This is a genomic window from Pseudomonas sp. 3A(2025) (assembly GCF_054589175.1).
On sequence record NZ_BAAILM010000034.1, the window covers coordinates 179,328 to 200,771 of the forward strand.

Sequence of the window (21,444 nt, forward strand, 5' to 3'; positions counted from 1 at the left end):
CCAAAGAAGATGCGCTACGTCCGTCCATCACTGTGGTGATGCGGCGATTTTGATCAGTTTGGCGTAATAGAACCCGTCGTGCCCGCCCTCCTGGGCCAGCAACTGGCGGCCATGCGGCTGTTTGATGCCGGCAGCGGGCTGGCCCTGTTGCCCGGCGATGTCCAGCTCGCGGGCGCCGGAGGTGCGGGCCAGGAAGGCTTCGATCACCTCGGTGTTCTCGGTCGGCAGCGCCGAGCAGGTCGCGTACAGCAGGATGCCGCCCACATCGAGGGTCGGCCACAGCGCATCGAGCAGTTCGCCTTGCAGGCTGGCCAGCGCGGCAATGTCGTCGGCCTGGCGGGTCAGCTTGATGTCGGGATGGCGGCGGATCACGCCGGTCGCCGAGCATGGCGCATCGAGCAGGATGCGCTGGAACGGCTTGCCGTCCCACCACTGCGCGGTGTTGCGGCCATCGGCGGCGATCAGTTCGGCATCAAGGCCCAAGCGGTCGAGGTTCTCGCGCACCCGCACCAGACGCTTGGCTTCAAGGTCCACGGCGACCACACCGCTCAGGGCTGGCTGGATTTCCAGAATGTGGCAGGTCTTGCCGCCCGGCGCGCAGCAGGCGTCGAGCACCCGCTGGCCTGGCGCCAGGTCGAGCAGTTCGGCAGCCAGTTGCGCCGCTTCGTCCTGCACGCTGACCCAGCCTTCGGCAAAACCGGGCAGCTCACGAACGTCCTGCGCCTCGGTCAGCACAATGCCGTCCTGGCTGAACGGGCTGGCGGCGGCCTCGATGCCGGCGGTTTTCAGCAGGTCGAGGTACTGGTCGCGGGTTTTATGCCGGCGATTGATGCGCAGGATCATCGGCGGGTGCGCGTTGTTGGCCGCGCAGATCGCTTCCCACTGCTCGGGCCAGGCGGCCTTGAGGGCTTTTTGCAGCCAGCGCGGATGGGCGGTGCGCACCACCGGGTCGTGTTCCAGCTCGCTCAGCAAGGCTTCACTTTCACGCTGGGCGCGGCGCAGCACGGCATTGAGCAAGGCCTTGGCCCAGGGCTTCTTGAGCTTGTCGGCGCAACCCACGGTTTCGCCAATGGCCGCGTGCGCGGGAATACGGCTGTAGAGCAACTGGTAGAGGCCGACCAGCAACAGGGCCTCGACGTCGGCATCGGCGGCCTTGAAGGGCTTTTGCAGCAGTCTGGCTGCCAGCGCCGACAGGCGTGGCTGCCAGCGTGCGGTGCCGAAGGCCAGGTCCTGGGTCAGGCCGCGATCGCGGGCCTCGACCTTGTCCAGTTGCGCCGGTAACGAGCTATTCAGCGATGCCTTGCCACTCAATACAGCAGCCAGGGCGCGGGCTGCGGCCAGACGCGGGTTCATTGGCCGAGCACCGTGCCGCTGGCGAATTTCTCGCGACGGCTGTTGAACAGGTCAGCAAAGCTCAGCGCCTTGCCTCCGGGCAATTGCAGGCGGGTCAGGCGCAGCGCCTGTTGGCCGCAGGCGACCAGCAGGCCGTCCTTGCTGGCCTCCAGAATGATGCCTGGCTCGCCTTGGCCTTCTGCCAATGTGGCGGCCAGCACCTTGAGCGCTTCGCCATTGAGCGTGCTGTGGCAGATGGGCCATGGATTGAAGGCGCGGATCAGGCGTTCCAGCTCTTCGGCCGGACGGCTCCAGTCCAGGCGCGCTTCGTCCTTGTTCAGCTTGTGGGCGTACGTGGCCAGGCTGTCGTCCTGCACTTCTCCGACCAGCGAGCCGTCGGCCAGCCCGGCAATGGCTTGCAAGACCGCTGGGGGACCGAGTTCGGCGAGGCGATCGTGCAGCGTGCCGCCGGTGTCTTCGGCGCTGATCGGCGTCACCGCCTTGAGCAGCATCGGGCCGGTGTCGAGCCCGGCTTCCATGCGCATCACGGTCACGCCGCTCTCGGCGTCACCGGCTTGTACAGCGCGCTGGATCGGCGCGGCGCCGCGCCAGCGTGGCAGCAAGGAGGCATGGCTGTTGATGCAGCCCAGACGCGGGATATCCAGCACCACTTGCGGCAGGATCAGACCATAGGCGACCACCACCATCAGGTCGGGCTTGAGGGCAGCCAGTTCTGCCTGGGCATCGGCGTCGCGCAGGGTCGGCGGCTGCAACACCGGGATATCGTGCTGCAACGCCAGTTGCTTGACCGGGCTGGGCATCAGCTTCTGCCCGCGACCGGCCGGGCGGTCGGGCTGGGTGTAGACCGCCACGATCGTATGCGGGCTGTCGAGCAGGGCCTTGAGATGTTCGGCGGCAAATTCCGGGGTGCCGGCGAAAACGATGCGCAGTGGCTCAGTCATGGACTTCTCGTTCAGTAAAAAAGCAAAAGGCCCGTGAGAGGCCTTTTAGAGGGTGATCGCGGATCAGGCGTTCTGTTTATGTATCTTTTCCAGCTTTTTCTTGATCCGGTCACGCTTGAGGGTAGACAGGTAATCGACGAACAGCTTGCCATTGAGGTGATCGCATTCGTGCTGAATGCACACCGCCAGCAGGCCTTCGGCGATCATCTCGTAAGGCTGGCCTTCACGGTCCAGCGCCTTGACCCGGACCTGCAACGGGCGGTCGACGTTCTCATAGAAGCCGGGTACCGACAGGCAGCCTTCCTGGTACTGGCCCATGTCCTGGGTCAGGGTTTCAAGTTCCGGGTTGATGAAAACCATCGGTTCGCTGCGGTCTTCGCTCAGGTCCATGACCACCACGCGCTTGTGCACGTTGATCTGGGTCGCGGCCAGGCCGATGCCAGGGGCCTCGTACATGGTTTCAAACATGTCGTCGACCAACTGACGAATGGCATCGTCGACGACCGTCACCGGCTTGGCGATGGTGCGCAGACGCGCATCGGGAAATTCGAGAATGTTCAGAATGGCCATATACGTAAAATGCTGCACGGTTAGGGTAAAGTCAGGAACGGCTGCCGATTTGCCCAAGCCGCCTTCTATTGTTGACGCGATGCCACATGATAAAGGGATTCACTGCATGAGGAAAACACTACTCGCCCTGCTGCTGTTGACTGCCGGTGGTCTTGCGCAGGCGCAAGTGCAACTCAGGGAAGGCCATCCGCAGCGTTATACGGTGGTTGCGGGTGACACGCTTTGGGACATTTCAGGAAAATTCCTGCGCGAGCCCTGGCGCTGGAAAGAGCTTTGGCGCGCCAATCCGTCGATTCAGGACCCCGACCTGATCTACCCTGGCGACACCCTGTCGCTGACCTATATCGACGGCCAGCCGCATGTGGTGCTCAACCGCGGCGAGTCGCGTGGCACCATCAAGCTGTCGCCGCGTATCCGCAGCACGCCGACGGTCGAGGCGATCCCGAGCATTCCTCTGGGCGCGATCAACTCCTTCCTGATCAGCAACCGTATCGTCGACAGTGCCGAGCAGTTTCTGGACGCGCCCTATGTTGTGGCCGGCAATGCCGAGCGGGTGCTCAGTGGCCGCGGCGACCGTCTGTATGTGCGCGGCAATCTGGATCCTGCGCATACCGTGTATGGCATCTTCCGCCAGGGCAAGACCTACACCGATCCTGTCACCAAGGAAGTGCTGGGGATCAACGCCGACGATATCGGTAGTGGCGAAGTGGTCGCCACCGAAGGCGATGTTTCCACCCTGGTACTGCAACGCTCGACCCAGGAAGTGCGCCTGGGCGACCGGCTGTTTGCCAGCGAAGAGCGCTCGGTCAACTCGACCTTCATGCCGGCGCCACCGAAGGCCAATATCGATGGATTGATCATCGATGTGCCACGTGGAGTGACCCAGATCGGTGAATATGACGTGGTGACCCTGGACCGTGGCCGCCGCGATGGCCTGGAAGAAGGCAGCGTCCTGGCGATCTACAAGACCGGTGAGCATGTGCGCGACCGGGTCACCGGCGAGCAAGTGAAAATTCCGGACGAGCGCTCGGGCCTGCTGATGGTGTTTCGCACCTATGACAAGCTCAGTTACGCCTTGGTCCTGCACGCGACCCGATCATTGGCCATTATGGACAAGGTTCGCAACCCATAAATGGAACATGGCGGCTTGACCTGTTTCAAGCCGCTAACCACCACTTATCAAATTGTTGTCAACAGAGTTATCCACAGGTTTTCCTGCCGCCAGGACTGCATCACTGATCAGGGACGATCGTATGCCATTGTTTGAAAACACCCCCCTTGCGCCTGGCGAACTGGAAGCGCGGTTGCGTCTGCACCGCCTTGTAGAGATCGGCCCTGCGCGTTTTACCCGACTCATCGAAGCCTTCGGTTCGGCCGCCGCCGCCCTGAGCGCACCGGCCAGTGCCTGGCGTTCATTGCGCATGCCAGCGACCTGCATCGAGGCGCGCCGCAGCCCGCAAGTGTGTGCTGGCGCCAGCGCTGCATTGGCCTGGCTAGAGCGGCCGGGCCAGCATTTACTGATGTGGGACGATCCTGGCTACCCATCGTTGCTGGCGGAAATTGCCGATCCACCGCCGTTGTTATTCATCGCCGGCAACCCTGAACTGCTCGACCGGCCGCAGTTGGCGATGGTCGGCAGCCGGCGGGCGTCCAGGCCCGGACTGGACACGGCCAGGGCATTTTCACGCAGTCTGGCGAGCAGTGGCTTTGTGGTTACCAGCGGCCTGGCGCTGGGTATCGACGGTGCCGCGCATGAGGCCGCGCTAGACGTCGGCGGGGCCACGATCGGGGTATTGGGCACGGGGCTCGAAAATTTTTATCCACAGCAGCATCGCGCGCTGGCGGCACGCATGCGCGAGCAAGGCGGCGCGGTGGTTTCCGAGTTTCCGCTGGACGCCGGCCCCCAGGCGGCCAACTTTCCGCGACGTAACCGCATCATCAGCGGCCTGTCGCTGGCTGTGCTGGTGGTCGAGGCCAGCGTGCGCAGCGGTTCGCTGATTACCGCCCGGCTGGCGGCCGAACAGGGGCGCGAGGTGTATGCCATTCCTGGCTCGATTCATCATCCAGGCGCGCGAGGGTGTCACCAGTTGATCCGCGACGGCGCGACGCTGGTCGAAAGCGTCGAGCACATCCTGGAAGGCCTGCGCCATTGGCAGGTTGCAAGCCCTGCGGCCGGGCCTGTTGCCTCTGCCCTGCCCGCTGTTGTCGATCATCCGCTGATGGCGCTGTTGCACGCCGCGCCGCAAACCAGTGAAGCGCTGGCCCACAGCAGCGGTTTGCCGTTGCCGCAAGTGCTGGGCGAATTGACCGAACTGGAGCTGGACGGGCGCGTCAACTGTGAAGCCGGACGATGGTTCGCCTGCCTGCGCTGAGGTTAAACTGCCACCCATTAATCAATTGACACGATCTGCACGGGAGAAACGGCATGGTCAGCAGCTGGCGTGTGCAACAAGCCGCTCGGGAAATACGGGCAGGTGCCGTGATTGCCTATCCCACCGAGGCGGTATGGGGCCTGGGGTGCGATCCCTGGGATGAAGAGGCGGTGTTTCGGCTGTTGCTGATCAAGTCGCGTCCTCTGGACAAGGGCCTGATCCTGATCGCCGACAATATTCGCCAGTTCGACTTTCTGTTCGAGGACTTCCCCGAGCTGTGGATCGACCGCATGGCCAGTACCTGGCCCGGTCCCAACACCTGGCTGGTGCCGCACCAGAACCTGCTGCCCGACTGGATCACCGGCCAGCACGAAACCGTGGCCCTGCGGGTCACCGATCACCCTGTGGTGCGCGAACTGTGCGCCCTGACCGGGCCACTGGTGTCTACATCGGCCAACCCCACCGGACGTCCGGCAGCCCGTTCGCGGCTGCGGGTAGAGCAGTATTTCCGCGGGCAGGTCGATCTGGTGCTGGGCGGCAGCCTGGGCGGTCGCCGTAACCCGAGTGTGATTCGGGATATTGCGACCGGCCAGGTGGTTCGCGCCGGATAAGGTTACGGAATCAGAATCGCGGACCCTGTGGTCTTGCGCGCCGCCAGGTCGATCTGCGCCTGAGCGGCGTCCTTCAGGGCGTACTGCTGAACGTCGTTGAGCTTGATCTTGCCGCTGGCGACCATGTCGAACAGCTCGTCGGCCATGGCTTGCAGGTTTTGCGGGGTATTGGCGTAGCTGCCCAGAGTCGGACGGGTCACGTACAGCGAGCCCTTCTGCGCCAGCAGGCCCAAGTGCACGCCAGTGACCGCGCCTGAGGCATTGCCGAAGCTGACCAGCAGGCCACGCGGCGCCACGCTGTCCAGCGAGGCGTGCCAGGTGTCCTTGCCTACACCGTCGTAGACCACCGCGCACTTCTTGCCATCGGTCAGCTCCAGCACCCGCTTTGCCACGTCTTCATGGCTGTAGTCGATGGTTTCCCAGGCCCCCAGCGCCTTGGCATGCGCGGCTTTCTCCGGCGAGCTGACGGTGCCGATCAGGCGTGCGCCCAGCGCCTTGGCCCATTGGCAGGCAATCGAGCCCACGCCACCGGCAGCGGCGTGAAACAGAAACGTCTCGTGGGGTTTGATGGCGTAGGTCTGGCGCAGCAGGTACTGCACGGTCAGGCCCTTGAGCATCACGGCAGCGGCCTGCTCGAAGCTGATCGCGTCGGGCAGCTTGACCAGATTGGCCTCGGGCAGCACGTGGTAATCACTGTAAGAGCCCAATGGACCTGTGCCGTAGGCCACCCGGTCGCCGACCTGGAAGCGCGTCACCTCACTGCCGACCGATTCGACCACGCCGGCGCCTTCGTTGCCCATGCCGCTGGGCAGTGGCGTCGGGTACAGGCCGCTGCGGTAGTAGGTTTCGATGAAGTTCAGGCCAATGGCCCGGTTGTGCACACGCACTTCCTGCGGGCCAGGCTCGGCGGGTTGGTAATCAAGGTATTCAAGGACCTCGGGGCCGCCGATAGTGCTGAACTGGATACGCTTAGCCATTGGTTCTCTCCATGATTAGGTGCCACTGAATCGCCCTATCGGACCCGTTCGCATGACGCGCGTCAACTGCGAAGGTAACTGCGGCGATGGTATGCTACGCGGCACTTTGCCTCTGGCCCTTGTGTTTGCGGGCTTCAGGTCGTACCGGGAGTGTTTCGAGGAGTGTCATGAATAGCCGTACCGAAGCCGTCAAAGCTTACCTGCTCGACCTGCAGGACCGTATCTGCGCAGCCCTTGAGCACGAAGACGGCGGCGCGCACTTCGTCGAAGACGCCTGGACCCGCCCGGCCGGTGGCGGTGGCCGCACGCGAGTGGTCGAGAACGGCAAGGTAATCGAAAAAGGCGGGGTCAACTTCTCGCACGTGTTCGGCACCAGCCTGCCGCCGTCGGCCAGTGCCCACCGGCCGGAGCTGGCCGGGCGTGGCTTCCAGGCGCTGGGCGTGTCGCTGGTGATCCACCCGCACAACCCGTATGTGCCCACTTCGCACGCCAACGTACGCTTTTTCATCGCCGAGAAAGACGGCGAAGAGCCGGTCTGGTGGTTTGGCGGCGGTTTCGACCTGACGCCCTTCTACGGCATCGAAGAAGACTGCATTCACTGGCACCAGGTCGCCGAGCGTGCCTGCGCCCCGTTTGGCGCCGAGGTTTACCCGCGCTACAAGGCCTGGTGCGACAGCTATTTCCATATCAAGCACCGCAACGAGCCACGCGGCATCGGCGGCCTGTTTTTCGATGACCTGAACCAGTGGGACTTCGACACCAGCTTCGCCTTCATGCGTGCCATCGGTGATGCCTACCTGGAGGCGTACCTGCCCATCGTGCGCCGCCGCAAGGCCGCTGCCTACAGCGTGCAGCAGCGTGAATTCCAGGAGTTTCGCCGCGGGCGCTACGTCGAGTTCAACCTGGTCTACGACCGTGGCACGCTGTTCGGCCTGCAATCGGGCGGCCGCACCGAGTCGATCCTCATGTCGCTGCCGCCGCAGGTACGCTGGGGCTACGACTGGAAAGCCGCGCCGGGCAGCGAAGAAGCGCGCCTGACCGAGTATTTCCTGCAAGACCGCGACTGGCTGGCCCTCGCCGTTCACCCCTGAGTAACAGGACCCTGTATGGACTCTTACGTCGTCTTCGGTAACCCCATCGGCCACAGCAAGTCGCCGCTGATTCATCGTTTGTTTGCCGAGCAGACCGGCCAGCAACTGGACTACCAGACCGCTCTGGCACCGCTGGATGATTTCACGGCCTTTGCCCAGGCGTTCTTTCACGAGGGCCGTGGCGCCAACGTCACCGTGCCGTTCAAGGAACAGGCCTTTGCCCTGGCCGACAGCCTCACCGAGCGCGGCCGTCGCGCTGGTGCGGTGAACACCCTGGCGAAACAGGACGACGGCACCTTGCTGGGCGACAACACCGATGGCGCGGGACTGGTGCGTGACTTGACCGTCAATTGCGGCCTGAGCCTGCGCGGCAAACGCATCCTGCTGCTGGGCGCCGGCGGCGCGGTGCGTGGCGTGCTCGAACCGTTGCTGGCCGAACAACCCGAGGTGCTGGTGATCGCCAACCGCACGGTTGAAAAGGCCGAGTTGCTGGCGCGTCAGTTCGCCGATCTGGGCCCGGTGTCGGCCAGCGGTTTCGACTGGCTCGAAGAGTCGGTGGACGTGATCATCAACGCCACCTCGGCCAGCCTGGCCGGCGAGCTGCCGCCGATTGCGCCGAGTCTCATCGCTCCGGGCAAGACCTTTTGCTACGACATGATGTACGGCAAGGAGCTCACCGCCTTCAACCGTTGGGCCACCGCGCACGGCGCTGCGCAGGTCGTGGATGGCTTGGGCATGCTGGTCGAGCAAGCCGCCGAAGCGTTCCTGCTCTGGCGTGGCGTGCGTCCCGATTCAGCCCCGGTGCTGGCCGAGATGCGTCGGCAACTGGCGTAAACTCACCTTCTGCGCCTGCCCGCGTAGCGTTTCTTCAAACAACGTCACCAGCGGTGACGTCGGGCGGTGCAAAGGCTTGATCAGGCTGATGGTGAACGGAATCGACACGCTGAACGGCCGAATCACCAGCCCTTGGTCAACAAAATCCAGCGCCGTCAGCGGGTTGACGATGGCCAGACCAATACCCTCGCGAACCATGGCGCACACCGAGGCGGCGCTGTGGGTATCGAGCAGCAGACGCCTTTCGATGCCGGCCTGACGAAACACCTCGTCGATCTGCTGGCGATAGGTGTCCTGGCTGGACAGGCTGATGAACGGCTGCCCGGCAAAGTCCTCAGGCCTGAGCACCGCCTTGCTAGACAGCACATGCCCTGCCGGCAGCACACAGACCTCATCCACGGTCATCAGGGTCGAGCGCCCGGTGCCCGGCGGCGCGTGGCTGGCTTCGGTCAGGCCCAGATCGTAGCGCTGCGCCGACAGCCACTCCTCCAGCAGCGGCGATTCCTGTGGGGTGATACTCAGGCTGGCGTTTGGCACTTGGGCCAGAAAGCGCTGGCACGCCTTGGGCAATAACGACTGCGAAAATACTGGCAGGCAGGCGATGGACAGTTGCCCGTGCTCGAACTCGCGCAGCGAGGCGGCGGTATTGAGGATTCGCTCCAGGCCAAAGTAGGAACGCTGCACCTCTTCAAACAGCGACAACGCCTGCGCCGTGGCCCGCAAGCGCCCACGCACCCGTTCGAACAGCACCAGGCGGGTCAGTTGCTCCAGGCGCGCCAGCTCGCGGCTGACCGTGGGTTGTGAGGTGTGCAGCATCGCGGCGGCACCGGTCACGCTGCCAGCGGTCATGACCGCACGAAACACTTCGATATGGCGCAACGTAATGGACATGACGGGCTCATTTGGCTCAAAGCCATATCGTAAATGAATGGATGGGCCAAGCATGGGTATTTTATGTCTGCGCCCTCCTTGCTCAAGCTAGCGTCTTATTGATCAAGGAGAGCGGCACAGTGGGCGTTCAAATCGTGGCAGGGAAGCCTTATCTCTATGTCCTGGCCGCCGCGTTTTTGTGGGGCACTTCGTTTGTCGCGGGCAAGTTTGCACTCGGCATGGCCGATGCCGCGCTGATCGTACTGGCGCGCTTTGTCATCGCCAGCCTGTTCTGGTTGCCGACGTTTCGCTCGGCACTGCGCAGCGTGCCGCGCTCACGCTGGAGCGCGCTGTTGTTGCTGGCATTACTGATGATTCCGGCAACCTTCCTGTTGCAGTTCATCGGTTTGCGTTACACGGGCGCTGCCAGTGCTGCGCTGATGATCGGTTTCGAGCCGTTAATGATCATGCTGGTCGGTTGGTGGGTCTGGCGTGAACGTATCGGCCTGCTGAACCTGACCCTTGGCATCGTGGCCCTGGCCGGCGTGCTGCTGGTGATGGGCTGGCCTGACGGCGGCCATTTTGCCGGATGCCTGCTGGTGTTGCTGTCGACCGTGGTTGTGGCTTTTTGGGTGCGCTGGTCCAGGTCCTGGATGCAACTGATGCCGGTCAATGCCTTCACGGCCCTCACCACAGTGTTGGGCACGCTGATGCTGATTCCGGTGGCCCTGCTGTTGACCCGTGACTGGCAGATCAACGTTTCAGCGCAAGGCAGCGCCGCCCTGTTGTATCTGGGGCTCGGTTGCAGTCTGGCGGCCGGCTGGCTGTGGAACATGGGCATCAAATCGATCCCGGCCAATTCCGGCGGACTGTTTCTGGCGCTTGAGCCGGTCTTTGGTGTGCTGTTTGCAGTGGCCCTGCTGCATGAACCGTTCTCGGGCACCACCATTCTGGGCGCGGCGCTGGTGATTGCGCCGGTGCTGATCATCACGCTATGGCCAATGCGGGCCGCCGGTCGTTCATAGCGCGCCTTCAAACCTGATCGGGCAACGCTCGGCACCCTCAAGCTTGTGCAGCTCTTCGATCACCTGCGGCCGGGCATTGCGCAGGGTCAGGCTGCGGTTCTGTTTGCCCAGCCGGCGGGCTTCCTGGTGCAGCATTTCGACGCCTGAATAGTCGATGAAGTTGATGTGCTGCGCCTCGATCACCACCTGCTGGCCCTCGCTGCGTTGCAGGCGGGTTTGCAGGTAGTGGCTGGCGCCGAAGAAGATCGAGCCGCCGACCCGCAGGATTTCTTCGTCGCCCTCGCGCCACTGCTGCACACGCGGCTGCGAGGTGCGTTTGAGGTAGAAGAACAGCGAGGCCAGCACGCCGGCATAAATCGCCGCCTGCAACTCCAGCACTAGCGTCGCGGCGCAGGTCAGCAGCATGACGAAAAACTCCGCGCGGCTGACCCGGAACAGCGCGGCAATGCCGCGCCGGTCGACCAGCCCCCAGCAGATCAGCAGGATCGAGGCGGCCATCGCCGGGATCGGAATGTGCGCGATCAACGAGGCACCGGCGACCGCGAACAATGTTACCCACAGCGCTGAGAACACCCCGGCCAGCGGCGAGCGGGCGCCGGCCTCATAGCTCAGCGCCGCACGGGTGAAGGAGCCGGCCGAAAAGTAGCCGGAGAACAGCGCGCCGGCCATGTTCGACAGGCCCTGGGCGCGGACTTCCTGGTTGGCGTTGAGCATCTGTTGCGAGCGAGTGGCCAGCGAGCGGGCAATCGACAGGCTGTTGACCAGCCCGAGCATGCCCACGGCCACGGCGGTGGGCAGCAGGCGGATGATCAGCTCGGCATCCAGCGGCACCGGGCTGAACGGCGGCAAGTGCCCGGCGAAGGCGTCGACCCGTTGCACATGGCCGAACATCGCCGGCCACAGCCACACCAGCAGGCTGCTGCCAAGCAAGGTGATCAACAGCGTCGGCCACTTGGGCACCAGCGTCTTGAGGACGATGCCCAAGGCCAGCGTCAGCAGGCCGAGGGTCAATGACGCCGTGTCGAGTTCATCGCGGTGCGCCACAAGGGCCTGGAAACTGCTGAGCGCGGTGCTTTGGCTGGGCAGGCTCAGGCCCATCAGATTGGGCAGTTGCCCCAGCGCGATGACCACGGCAGCACCGAGGGTGAAACCGACCACTACCGAATGCGAGACGAAGTTGACCAGCGCGCCGAAGCGCATCAGGCCGAGCAGTAACTGGAAGGCGCCGGCGATAAACGTCAGCAGCAGGATCAGGGTGATGTAGTCCTGACTCGCCGGCACCGCCAGCGGGCTGACGCTGGCGTACAACACCACCGAAATCGCCGCCGTCGGACCGCAAATCAAATGCCATGACGAACCCCACAGGCAGGCGATCAGCACCGGCACGATCGCCGCGTACAAACCGTATTCCGGCGGCAGCCCGGCAATCAGCGCATACGCGATAGACTGCGGCAGCGCCAGAATCGCCCCGCTCAGGCCCACCAGCGCATCGCGGCCGACGCTCTGGCGGGTCTGCTGTGGCAGCCAGGTGAGAAACGGCAGGAATTTATGGCGTTTGAGCCGAGCCATGGGCCTCTCGTTGTAAATGGGTGACGGAGCAAGGGTACAACACCCGACTTACAACCGGGTTTTCACCGCCGCCAGGCCGTCCTTGTCATCAATCGTTTTCACCCCGTCCAGCCATTGCTCCAGCACCGCCGGGTTAGCTTTTATCCACGCCTTGGCCGCTTGCTGGTTGCTGACCTTGTTGTTGGTCACCTCGGCCATGATGCTGTTTTCCATGTCGAGGGTAAATTTCAGATTACTCAGCAACTTCGCTGCGTTCGGACAGGCGTCGGCATAGCCTTTGCGGGTGACGGTGTAGACCGAGCCGGTGTCGCCGAAGTATTTTTCGCCGCCTTTAAGGTAGCGCATGCCTTTGATCTGCACGTTCATCGGGTGCGGTGTCCAGCCGAGAAAGACCACGAATGCCTTGCGCTTCACGTTGCGGTTAACTTCGGCCAGCATGGCCTGTTCGCTGGACTCGATCAGTTTCCATTTGCCGAGGTTGAATTCGTTGTTCTTGATGATTTCCGCCAGCGACAGGTTGGCCGGCGCCCCGGCACCGATGCCGTAGATCTTGTTGCTGAACTTGTCGGCGAATTTTTCCAGGTCGGCAAAATCGTGCACGCCGGCTTCCCACACATAATCCGGTACGGCGAGGGTGAACTCGGTGCCTTCCAGGTTTTTGCTTAACTGCGTGACGTCGCCGTTGGCAATGAACTTGTCATGAAAGCCCTGCTGGGCCGGCATCCAGTTGCCCAGAAACACGTCCAGTTGCCCGTCTTTTAGCCCGCCATAGGTAATCGGCACCGCCAGGGTATCGACCTTGGGCGTATAACCCAGCCCCTCGAGCAACCAGCCTGCGATGGCGTTGGTCGCGCCAATGTCGCTCCAGCCAGGATCGGCCATCTTCACCGTCTTGCAACTCTGTTCGGCGGCCTGCACGGTCAGGCCGGTCAGGGTCATGACGCCAGCCACCAGCACTGCGGATAACTTCTTCATCTTCGATGCCCTTGTTGGTTTTTTGGTTTGGCAGGGTTCAAGGTTGCGGAAAGCGTGCGCGGCGCTCCAGATCGTCGAGGTCGATGTGGTTGCGCATGTACTGCTGGCTGGCGTCGACCAGTGGCTGGTGATCCCAGCTCTTGAGTTTGCCGCTGGCCAGCGCCCTGGCCACCAGACGGCGGCGGCGCTGGCTGGCGAGTACCTGTTGGTGGATCGCCGGAATGTCCCATTTCTGGCGTGCTTCGCTCAAAAACGCCTCGAACAACGCGTGATGCTCTGCCGACTGGCTGAGGTCTTCACACTCTTGCGGGTCGTTGTGCACATCGAACAGCAGGCACGGGTCCTGCTCCGAATAGATGAATTTATAGTTGCCACGACGAATCATCATCAGCGGGCTGGTGGTGCCTTCGGCCATGTATTCGCCGAACACTTCGTCATGCCCGCCCTCGCCGCGCAGGTGCGGCACCAGCGAACGCCCGTCCAGTGCCAGGCCGCTGTCGGTGCTGCCGCCGGCCAGCTCGACCAGGGTCGGCAGCAGATCGGCAGTCGATACCGCCGCCGTGACCCTGCCGGCCACAAATTGCCCTGGCGCATGAATCACCAGCGGCACGCGGGCGGCCATTTCGAACCAGTGCATCTTGTACCAGAGACTGCGCTCGCCAAGCATGTCGCCGTGGTCGCCGGAGAAGACGATGATCGTGTCGTCGGCCAGGCCTATGTCCTCCAGGGTTTGCAGCAGTTTGCCGATGTTGTGATCAATGTAGCTGCACGCACCGAAATAGGCGCGCCGCGCATCGCGGATCTTGTTCTCTGGCAGCGGCTTGTCCCACAGGTCGTAGACCTTGAGCAGGCGCTGCGAGTGCGGGTCGAGCGCGTCTTGGTCGGCATGCGCCACCGGCATCGGGATCTCGTCGTCGCGGTACAGGTCCCAGAACGGTTTGGGAATGGTGTACGGATCGTGCGGGTGGGTCATCGACACCGTCAGGCAGAACGGCGCATCGCCGTCCTGGCGCACATGGTCGTACAGGTACTGCTGCGCCTTGAACACCACCTCTTCGTCGAAATCGAGCTGGTTGGTGCGCACGCACGGCCCGGCTTGCAGCACCGACGACATGTTGTGGTACCAGCTAGGGCGCACATCCGGCTCGTCCCAGTTCACCGCCCAGCCGTAGTCGGCGGGGTAAATGTCGCTGGTCAGCCGTTCTTCATAACCGTGCAACTGGTCCGGGCCGCAAAAATGCATCTTGCCCGACAGCGCCGTGCGATAGCCCAGGCTACGCAGATAATGCGCATAGGTCGGAATGTCGGCAGGAAAATCCGCCGCGTTGTCGTAGGCGCCGATCTTGCTCGGCAACTGGCCGCTGACCAGGGTAAAGCGCGACGGCGCGCACAGCGGGCTGTTGCAATAGGCCGAATCGAACACCACGCCTTCAGCGGCCAGGCGGCTGAGATTGGGCAATTTGATCGGTGAGGCGGCATGCGAGGCGGTATAGATCGGCAGGATCGGCGCGGCCATCTGGTCGGCCATGATGAATAAAATGTTTTTGCGCGTCATCGATCCTGCATCCCATTGCGAGGGTTTATGCGAAAGTGCTGCCTTCGAGGATGAACATGCAGGCTTTGCCGGTAAAGCCCATGAACTGCAATGACTAGGATAAGCACAGCTTATGTTTGAGCGTCTTGGCAACCTGTCACTGGACCTGCTGCGTGCCTTCGAGGCCGCCGCCCGCTTGCGCAGCTTTACCGCTGCGGCCATCGAGCTGGGCACCACGCAGCCGGCGGTCAGCCAGCAGATCAAGCGCCTGGAAGAACAGCTGGCCACGCGGCTGTTCGACCGGGTCTATCGCGGCATCGCCCTGACCGAGGCCGGTGATCGGTTGCTGGAGCATGTGCAGGCCGGCTTGCAGTCGATCGAGCTGGGGCTGGAAACCATCACCGGCCAGCATCAGCACGAGGTCTTGCAGGTCGCTACCGACTTTGCCTTTGCCGCGTATTGGCTGATGCCGCGCCTGCACCGCTTTCATGCCAGCCACCCGCAGATCGACGTCAGTCTGGTGACCAGCGAGCGCAACCACAGCATGCTGCGCAGCGATGTCGACGTGGCCATCTTGTTCGGTGACGGGCGTTTTCGTCAGGGTGAAAGCCGCTGGCTGTTCAGCGAAGAAGTGTTTCCGGTGTGCAGCCCACAACTGCTTGCCGGCCGCGCCCGGCCCTTGCCGCTGGAGGCGCTGAACGAGTTGCCGTTGTTGCACCTGCGCAGCGAGGGCAGCCATCAATGGTTCGATTGGGCCGGCGTGTTTCGCGCCCTGGGCATTCAACAGGCACCGGTGCCGGGGCAACTGCGTTTCGATAACTACACCTTGCTGATTCAGGCGGCGATTGGCGGTCAGGGCGTGGCGATCGGCTGGCGGCATCTGGTCGATGACTTACTGGAGCAAGGCCTGCTGTGCCGGCCCATCGACGCGTGTGCGGTGTCGACCTCGGGGTATTACGTGGTGCTGCCGCAGCGCAAACGTCGTCTGCAACTGATTCAGCAGTTCGTCGACTGGCTGAGTCGTGAACAGGCACAAAGCGGCCAGGTGTTGGCCGCAACAGCATTGCCCTCGATTGCAGTCTGAGGCGTTGGCGTGGCATAAAATGCGCCCTGTTCAGGTAAAGGAGTACCCGTAATGCCGAACATCCAGGGCTACCACGCCCATGTCTATTTCAATGAACACACCATCGACCGCGCCCGCGCCTTGTGCGAAGCGGCCACCGCGACATTCGATATCCAGATGGGCCGCGTGCACCAGGGCCTGGTCGGTCCGCACCCGGACTGGAGCTGCCAGTTGGCGTTCGGCCACGCGCAGTTTGCCGATGTCGTGCTGTGGCTGGCGCTCAATCGCCAGGAGTTCGTGGTGTTTCTGCACCCGCTGACCGGCGACGAACTGGCCGACCATACCGCTCACGCGATCTGGATGGGTGCGGTACGGCCGTTGAACCTTGAAGTATTTGGGCGACGCTGATACTCGTAGGAGCGGATTTATCCGCGAACGCCTCACCCCCAATCGCATGGAAACCCCGCTAATACGTCAGCCCTCCCAGCGCACGAGCGTCCGGGCGCTGACCGTCGCCGGACTCGCGTAGCGCTTGCCTACAACCGATTCATCCCGGTCCGACATCAGCATTTCTGCACCAGTGCAAGACTGCGTCCTTCTCGCACAAGGACATTGAAATGCTCACGCCAAAAGCAATTAGCTGGACCCCGGACAAGAAACATCTGAAAACGCTGTTGCTGCCCTTGGCCCTTCTGGCCGCTTCGCCTTTCATTTTCAACAGCATGTTTTTCTACAACGAGGCCGGCTACGCCACCCATGTGCGGACGATTTTCGGCGATGAAAAAGTCGTCGACGATGTCGGTTACGCAACCAAATGGTTTGGCCGGGCGACGGTCTGGAAAAAAGCCATCAGCGTCCAGTCGGTGCTGGCGCTGGACAAAAAGGACGACAACCCCGAAAACGATGCGTTGGGCGCGACCATCGAAACCTTTCCTATCGTGTTTCTGGGCAATGTCGACGCCAAGGTCGAATCCTCTGCGCGTTTTCGCCTGCCGGTGGGCGATGCCTTCCTGACCATTGCGCAGGAATACCGCAACCCCGACAACTTCATCCGCAGCGCCTTGCTGCCGGCGATCAAGGAAACCCTGCAGGCCACCGCCTCGCTAATGACTGCCGATGACTATTACGCCGGCGCGCGCAGCGAGTTTGCCGCCGAGTTCGAAAATCAGCTCAACGACGGTTTGTACCTGATCAAGCGCCGGGAAATTCGTAGCGCTCAGGGCAGTTTGCCGAGCCGCACGGCGATTCTTCAGGCCGGCACCGAACAGGGCAGTTTCGGCCACAACAACGGCAGCCAGTACATCACCGAAAAAGTCGTCGACGACAAGAATGTGCCCATCCGCAAGCAGCAACAGTTCCGTCGCTTTGGCGTCGAGGTGGTCGAGGCACGCATCACTCACATTGACCCGAATCCGCAGTACCGCCAGCGCATGGTCAAGGTGCAGCAGGCCTTGGCAGAACTGGCCGTGGCGCGTCAGAACCGCCTCAAAGAGGAAGAAGAGAAACGGCTGGTGACTGCAAGGGGCGAGAAAGAGGTCGAGGCCAAGCGTCAGGAAACCCTGCGTGACCAGATCGCCCGCACAACCCAGGCCGAAACCGAGAAGCAACTGGCGATCATCGATGCCGAACGCGAGCGCAGCCGCGCCGAAATCGAAAAACAGACCGCCGAACTGCTGCTGGATAAAGCGACTACAACCGCCCAGGCCACGCGCATCAGCGCCGACGCTGAAGCTCATGCCCGTGAAGCGACGATCAAGGCCGATGGCGCCCTGCAATCGAAGCTCGATGCGCTGATCGAAATCAACAAGGCCTGGGCCCAGGCCGCCGCCCAAGCGCCGGTGCCTGGCGTGATGATGGGCGGCGCGGCGTCAGGCGGTGTAGGGCGTCAGGATGAACTCAGTCAGTTGATGGGCGTGCTGGCGACCAAGGCTGCGCGAGATCTGACGCTGGATATGAAAATGAATCCGTAGACGATATCAATTCAAAACACCATCCAGAATCGCATACACAATCCCGCTGCCCACGGCGATCAACACCACGTCGGTGCCCAGGCGGCGCCATTCGTAGCCGTCATAACGCGGCAGTTGTTGCAGGGCGCGGTTGTCCAGGCGTTTGCCATAACCGCGTGGCAGCGGCTTGCCCTTGACGATGTGCACGCCTGGCGGCAGCGGCTGGCCTCGGCCGATCACGTCGCGGTGCTGCTCGAAGGTCTGGCGTACCGGGCCGAAGTCCTGCGGCGGGCGGTTGCCGCCACGGTTGTCGTGCTGGGCGGCTTTGGCCGGGCCATTGTCGTGGCCGCGGCCGGGGTTGTTGTCATTGCGGCTCTGGCCAGGCCCCTGTTGCTGATGACCGCCACGCTCGTCGCGACCCTGATCGCCATGGCCGTCTTGCGGTGCGGCCTGCAACAGCGGGCTGGCGCTGATCATCAGGATACCGAGGCCGGCAATAAAGCGGTTTGGCAGTATCATGGGTGATGCTCCTTGGCATACAGCAATAAAAAAAGGGTCCGCGACAGTGGTCGTGAACCCTTTGTGTCTTGCTGTATAGAGCGGCTCAAAGGCCCGGAATTCCTCTGTATCAGGAACTTTACCCAGGCTTACAAAGCCGTTACCAAGCCGCTTTATGCGCGCGCGTTGCGCACGCCTTCCGCCAGTGCCGCGCACAGGCTCAACACGCCATCCACTGCCTGCTCCGGCGACTGCGCCTTGGCGATCTGGTCGACCAGGGCCGAACCCACCACCACACCATCGGCCAGCCGGGCAATCGCTGCCGCTTGCTCGGGCGTGCGGATGCCGAAACCGACGCTGATCGGCAGCGAGGTATGGCGGCGCAGGCGTTCGATGGCCTGGGTCACGTGCTCGGTGGTGGCAGAACCGGCACCGGTCACGCCGGCTACCGAGACGTAGTAGACGAACCCCGAGCTGCGCTCCAGCACCGTTGGCAGGCGCGCATCGTCGGTGGTCGGTGTGGTCAGGCGGATGAAGTCGATGCCCGAGGCCTGGGCCGGGGTGGCCAGTTCGGCATCGTGCTCCGGCGGCAGGTCGACGATGATCAGGCCATCGACGCCCGCCTCTTTGGCCTGGGCCACGAAGGCCTCGACGCCAAAGCGGTGGATCGGGTTGTAGTAACCCATCAGCACGATCGGCGTGGTGCTGTCGTCGACGCGAAACTCACGGACCATTTGCAGCGTTTTGGCCAGGGTCTGGCCAGCTTCCAGGGCGCGCAGGGTCGCCAGCTGGATCGCCACGCCATCGGCCATCGGGTCGGTGAACGGCATGCCCAGTTCGATGACGTCGGCGCCGGCAGCCGGCAGGCCCTTGAGCACTTTCAGCGAGGTGTCGTAGCCAGGGTCGCCGGCAGTGATGAAGGTCACCAGGGCTGCACGGCCTTCGGCCTTGAGCTGGGCATAACGGTGTTCAAGACGGCTCATGCCAGCTTCTCCTGAGTCTTTTCGGTCGCGGCCATGTGGTTCATCACGGTTTGCATGTCTTTGTCGCCACGGCCCGAGAAGCACACCACCATCAGGTGGTCCTTGCTCAGGGTCGGTGCCCGGCGGATGGCTTCGGCCAGCGCGTGCGCGGTTTCCAGCGCCGGAATGATGCCTTCCAGGCGGCAGCATTTATGGAACGCGTCCAGGGCTTCATCGTCGGTGATGCTGACGTATTCGACACGCTTCACTTCATGCAGGAAGGCGTGCTCCGGGCCGATGCCGGGGTAGTCCAGGCCTGCGGAAATCGAATGCGCATCGGCAATCTGGCCGTCTTCGTCCTGCAGCAGGTACGTGCGGTTGCCGTGCAGCACGCCCGGTACGCCGCCGTTGAGGCTGGCGGCGTGCTTGTCGGTGTTCACACCGTGGCCGCCGGCTTCGACGCCGATGATCTGCACGCTGGCATCATCGAGGAACGGGTGGAACAGGCCCATGGCATTGGAGCCGCCACCGACGCAGGCGACCAGGCTGTCGGGCAGACGGCCTTCTTTCTCGTGCATCTGCTCTTTGGTTTCTTTGCCGATGATCGACTGAAAGTCGCGGACCATCGCCGGATACGGGTGGGGACCTGCCACGGTACCGATCAGGTAGAAGGTGTTGTCGACGTTGGTGACCCAGTCGCGCAGGGCCTCGTTCATCGCGTCCTTGAGGGTGCCGGTGCCGGAGGTGACGGGCACGATTTCGGCGCCCAGCAGCTTCATGCGGAAGACGTTGGCCTGCTGGCGCTCGATGTCGGTGGCGCCCATGTAAATCACACACGGAATACCGAAGCGCGCCGCCACGGTGGCGGTGGCCACGCCGTGCATGCCGGCGCCGGTTTCGGCGATCAGACGAGTCTTGCCCATGCGCTTGGCCAGCAGCACCTGGCCGATGCAGTTGTTGATCTTGTGCGCGCCGGTGTGGTTCAGCTCTTCACGTTTGAAGTACACGCGCGCGCCGCCCAGGGCATCGCTCAGGCGCTCGGCGTAGTACAGCGGGTTCGGGCGACCCACATAGTCGCGCTGAAAGTAGGCCAGTTGTTCGGCGAACTCGGGGTCGGCCTTGGCCGCTTCGTACTCGCGGTTCAGGTCCAGCACCAGCGGCATCAGAGTTTCGGCGACATAACGGCCGCCAAACGAGCCGAACAGGCCGTTGGCGTCAGGGCCGCTGCGAAAGTTGGTCTGGGTCATGAACAAGCTCCAGGTTCAGAATGCGTTGAGCCGGATTCGGCAATGGGTGCACTTTACCCAGCGCAGGCCGCGCTGAAAACCGATAAGATCGCCACAACCTGTGAGAAAAACTCACCTGTCCAGCGAGGCGTCCATGAGCCGTGACCTGCCCCCCCTCAATGCCTTGCGTGCCTTCGAAGCCGTTGCCCGGCTGGGCAGCGTCAGTCAGGCCGCCGAACAGCTGCATGTGACCCATGGCGCGGTCAGCCGCCAGCTCAAGGCGCTTGAGGCGCATCTGGGCATCAGCCTGTTCAACAAGGACGGGCGCGGCCTGAAACTCACAGATGCCGGCAGTCGATTGCGCGATGTCAGCGGCGAGGCATTCGACCGGCTGCGCGGGGTATGCGCCGAACTGAGCCAAGGCAGCAGCGAGGCGCCCTTTGTATTGGGCTGTTCGGGCAGCTTGCTGGCGCGCTGGTTTATCCCGCGCCTGGGGCGCTTGAATGCGGAGTTGCCGGATTTACGCCTGCACTTGTCTGCTGGCGAAGGCGATCTGGACCCGCGTCGTCCGGGCCTCGATGCCTTGTTGGTGTTTGCCGAGCCGCCGTGGCCTGCCGACATGCAGGTGCTGGAACTGGCCAGCGAGCGCATCGGCCCGGTGCTCAGCCCGCACTTCGCCCGCTTCGACGCCTTGCAGCACGCGCCAGCACAGGCGTTGCTCGATGAAAGCCTGTTGCATACCACCTCGCGTCCGCAGGCCTGGCCAAGCTGGGCGCGCCACAATGGCATCGACCCGCAGGCGTTGCGCTACGGTCAAGGATTCGAGCATTTGTATTATTTGCTGGAGGCGGCGGTGGCCGGCCTGGGGGTAGCCATTGCGCCCGAACCGCTGGTCAGCGATGACTTGCGGGCCGGGCGCCTGGCGGCGCCGTGGGGTTTCAGCGAAACCCCGGCGCAACTGGCGCTATGGGTGCCGCGGCGGGCCGCTGACGGGCGCGCCCGCCAGTTGGCCCAATGGCTCAGG

Annotated in this window: 21 protein-coding genes; 10 read left to right on the forward strand and 11 right to left on the reverse strand. The window is 63.1% G+C overall.

All coding sequences use genetic code 11. The features are described from left to right. Positions 1–27: 27 nt before the first annotated feature. From rsmB to def, 3 genes are all read right to left on the reverse strand, one after another. On the reverse strand, positions 28–1,353 hold the full coding sequence (rsmB, locus tag ACYP2A_RS14745; RefSeq protein WP_459746002.1) for a 16S rRNA (cytosine(967)-C(5))-methyltransferase RsmB: 1,326 nt from the start codon (positions 1,351–1,353) through the stop codon (positions 28–30). Further along, positions 1,350–2,294 (reverse strand): methionyl-tRNA formyltransferase, encoded by a 945-nt coding sequence (gene fmt / locus ACYP2A_RS14750; protein ID WP_459746003.1) that lies wholly within the window; start codon positions 2,292–2,294, stop codon positions 1,350–1,352. Before fmt ends, rsmB begins: the two co-directional genes overlap by 4 nt. Positions 2,295–2,357: 63 nt before the next feature. Beyond that, on the reverse strand, positions 2,358–2,864 hold the full coding sequence (def, locus tag ACYP2A_RS14755; RefSeq protein WP_459746005.1) for a peptide deformylase: 507 nt from the start codon (positions 2,862–2,864) through the stop codon (positions 2,358–2,360). A gap of 106 nt (positions 2,865–2,970) precedes the next feature. On the opposite strand from def, the gene ACYP2A_RS14760 reads away from it, so the two are divergent. The 3 genes from ACYP2A_RS14760 to ACYP2A_RS14770 all read left to right on the forward strand — a co-directional run bounded on the left by ACYP2A_RS14760 (position 2,971) and on the right by ACYP2A_RS14770 (position 5,847). Then, on the forward strand, positions 2,971–3,996 hold the full coding sequence (locus tag ACYP2A_RS14760; RefSeq protein WP_459746006.1) for a LysM peptidoglycan-binding domain-containing protein: 1,026 nt from the start codon (positions 2,971–2,973) through the stop codon (positions 3,994–3,996). Positions 3,997–4,117: 121 nt separating this feature from the next. Beyond that, positions 4,118–5,236: a DNA-processing protein DprA gene (dprA, locus tag ACYP2A_RS14765; protein ID WP_459746007.1), complete on the forward strand. Its 1,119-nt coding sequence runs from the start codon at positions 4,118–4,120 to the stop codon at positions 5,234–5,236. Between the two features lie 53 nt (positions 5,237–5,289). Further along, positions 5,290–5,847: an L-threonylcarbamoyladenylate synthase gene (locus ACYP2A_RS14770; protein ID WP_459746008.1), complete on the forward strand. Its 558-nt coding sequence runs from the start codon at positions 5,290–5,292 to the stop codon at positions 5,845–5,847. 2 nt (positions 5,848–5,849) lie between these two features. Here ACYP2A_RS14770 and ACYP2A_RS14775 read toward each other — a convergent pair whose 3' ends face one another. Next, positions 5,850–6,824 carry a quinone oxidoreductase family protein gene (locus tag ACYP2A_RS14775; protein WP_459746009.1) on the reverse strand — a complete coding sequence of 325 codons (975 nt, stop codon included), beginning with the start codon at positions 6,822–6,824 and terminating at the stop codon, positions 5,850–5,852. A gap of 167 nt (positions 6,825–6,991) precedes the next feature. Here ACYP2A_RS14775 and hemF point away from each other — a divergent pair, with 167 nt between their 5' ends. Continuing rightward, the gene (gene hemF / locus ACYP2A_RS14780) at positions 6,992–7,915 is read left to right on the forward strand and encodes an oxygen-dependent coproporphyrinogen oxidase (RefSeq protein WP_459746011.1); all 924 of its coding nucleotides are present in this window, start codon (positions 6,992–6,994) and stop codon (positions 7,913–7,915) included. Positions 7,916–7,930: 15 nt separating this feature from the next. Continuing rightward, entirely contained in the window at positions 7,931–8,749 is an 819-nt protein-coding gene (gene aroE, locus ACYP2A_RS14785) for a shikimate dehydrogenase (protein WP_459746012.1), read from the forward strand. Here aroE and ACYP2A_RS14790 read toward each other — a convergent pair. Then, complete coding sequence (locus ACYP2A_RS14790; protein WP_459746014.1) at positions 8,708–9,640, reverse strand: LysR family transcriptional regulator; 933 nt, start codon at positions 9,638–9,640, stop codon at positions 8,708–8,710. The two genes, aroE and ACYP2A_RS14790, sit on opposite strands and share 42 nt — an antisense overlap. A gap of 119 nt (positions 9,641–9,759) precedes the next feature. Between ACYP2A_RS14790 and ACYP2A_RS14795 the strand changes: the two genes are divergently transcribed. Next, positions 9,760–10,644 (forward strand): DMT family transporter, encoded by an 885-nt coding sequence (locus ACYP2A_RS14795; protein WP_459746016.1) that lies wholly within the window; start codon positions 9,760–9,762, stop codon positions 10,642–10,644. Here ACYP2A_RS14795 and ACYP2A_RS14800 read toward each other — a convergent pair. From ACYP2A_RS14800 to betC, 3 genes are read right to left on the reverse strand one after another with little or no spacing between them, the layout of a single operon-like run. After that, a complete protein-coding gene (locus ACYP2A_RS14800; RefSeq protein ID WP_459746018.1) occupies positions 10,639–12,213 on the reverse strand; it encodes a SulP family inorganic anion transporter in 1,575 nt (524 codons plus the stop codon). The genes ACYP2A_RS14795 and ACYP2A_RS14800 overlap by 6 nt on opposite strands. Positions 12,214–12,261: 48 nt before the next feature. Then, positions 12,262–13,188, reverse strand: coding sequence for a choline ABC transporter substrate-binding protein (choX, locus tag ACYP2A_RS14805; protein ID WP_459746019.1), 927 nt, complete (start codon positions 13,186–13,188; stop codon positions 12,262–12,264). A 37-nt stretch (positions 13,189–13,225) separates the two neighbouring features. Then, positions 13,226–14,743 carry a choline-sulfatase gene (gene betC, locus ACYP2A_RS14810; protein ID WP_459746020.1) on the reverse strand — a complete coding sequence of 506 codons (1,518 nt, stop codon included), beginning with the start codon at positions 14,741–14,743 and terminating at the stop codon, positions 13,226–13,228. Positions 14,744–14,855: 112 nt separating this feature from the next. Between betC and ACYP2A_RS14815 the strand changes: the two genes are divergently transcribed. The 3 genes from ACYP2A_RS14815 (at position 14,856) to ACYP2A_RS14825 (ending at position 17,755) form a co-directional block, all read left to right on the forward strand. Continuing rightward, entirely contained in the window at positions 14,856–15,806 is a 951-nt protein-coding gene (locus ACYP2A_RS14815; RefSeq protein WP_459746021.1) for a choline sulfate utilization transcriptional regulator, read from the forward strand. 51 nt (positions 15,807–15,857) lie between these two features. Then, positions 15,858–16,193: a DOPA 4,5-dioxygenase family protein gene (locus tag ACYP2A_RS14820; protein ID WP_459746022.1), complete on the forward strand. Its 336-nt coding sequence runs from the start codon at positions 15,858–15,860 to the stop codon at positions 16,191–16,193. Between the two features lie 209 nt (positions 16,194–16,402). Continuing rightward, the gene (locus tag ACYP2A_RS14825) at positions 16,403–17,755 is read left to right on the forward strand and encodes an SPFH domain-containing protein (protein WP_459746023.1); all 1,353 of its coding nucleotides are present in this window, start codon (positions 16,403–16,405) and stop codon (positions 17,753–17,755) included. 6 nt (positions 17,756–17,761) lie between these two features. Here ACYP2A_RS14825 and ACYP2A_RS14830 read toward each other — a convergent pair whose 3' ends face one another. The 3 genes from ACYP2A_RS14830 to trpB form a co-directional block, all read right to left on the reverse strand. Next, complete coding sequence (locus ACYP2A_RS14830; RefSeq protein ID WP_459746024.1) at positions 17,762–18,253, reverse strand: anti-virulence regulator CigR family protein; 492 nt, start codon at positions 18,251–18,253, stop codon at positions 17,762–17,764. Between the two features lie 152 nt (positions 18,254–18,405). Continuing rightward, the gene (gene trpA, locus ACYP2A_RS14835; protein ID WP_459746026.1) at positions 18,406–19,215 is read right to left on the reverse strand and encodes a tryptophan synthase subunit alpha; all 810 of its coding nucleotides are present in this window, start codon (positions 19,213–19,215) and stop codon (positions 18,406–18,408) included. Then, positions 19,212–20,441 carry a tryptophan synthase subunit beta gene (trpB, locus tag ACYP2A_RS14840; RefSeq protein WP_459746027.1) on the reverse strand — a complete coding sequence of 410 codons (1,230 nt, stop codon included), beginning with the start codon at positions 20,439–20,441 and terminating at the stop codon, positions 19,212–19,214. Before trpB ends, trpA begins: the two co-directional genes overlap by 4 nt. A 133-nt stretch (positions 20,442–20,574) precedes the next feature. Between trpB and ACYP2A_RS14845 the strand changes: the two genes are divergently transcribed. Continuing rightward, on the forward strand, positions 20,575–21,444 hold an 870-nt coding region (locus ACYP2A_RS14845), incomplete at its 3' end, for a LysR family transcriptional regulator (RefSeq protein ID WP_459746028.1).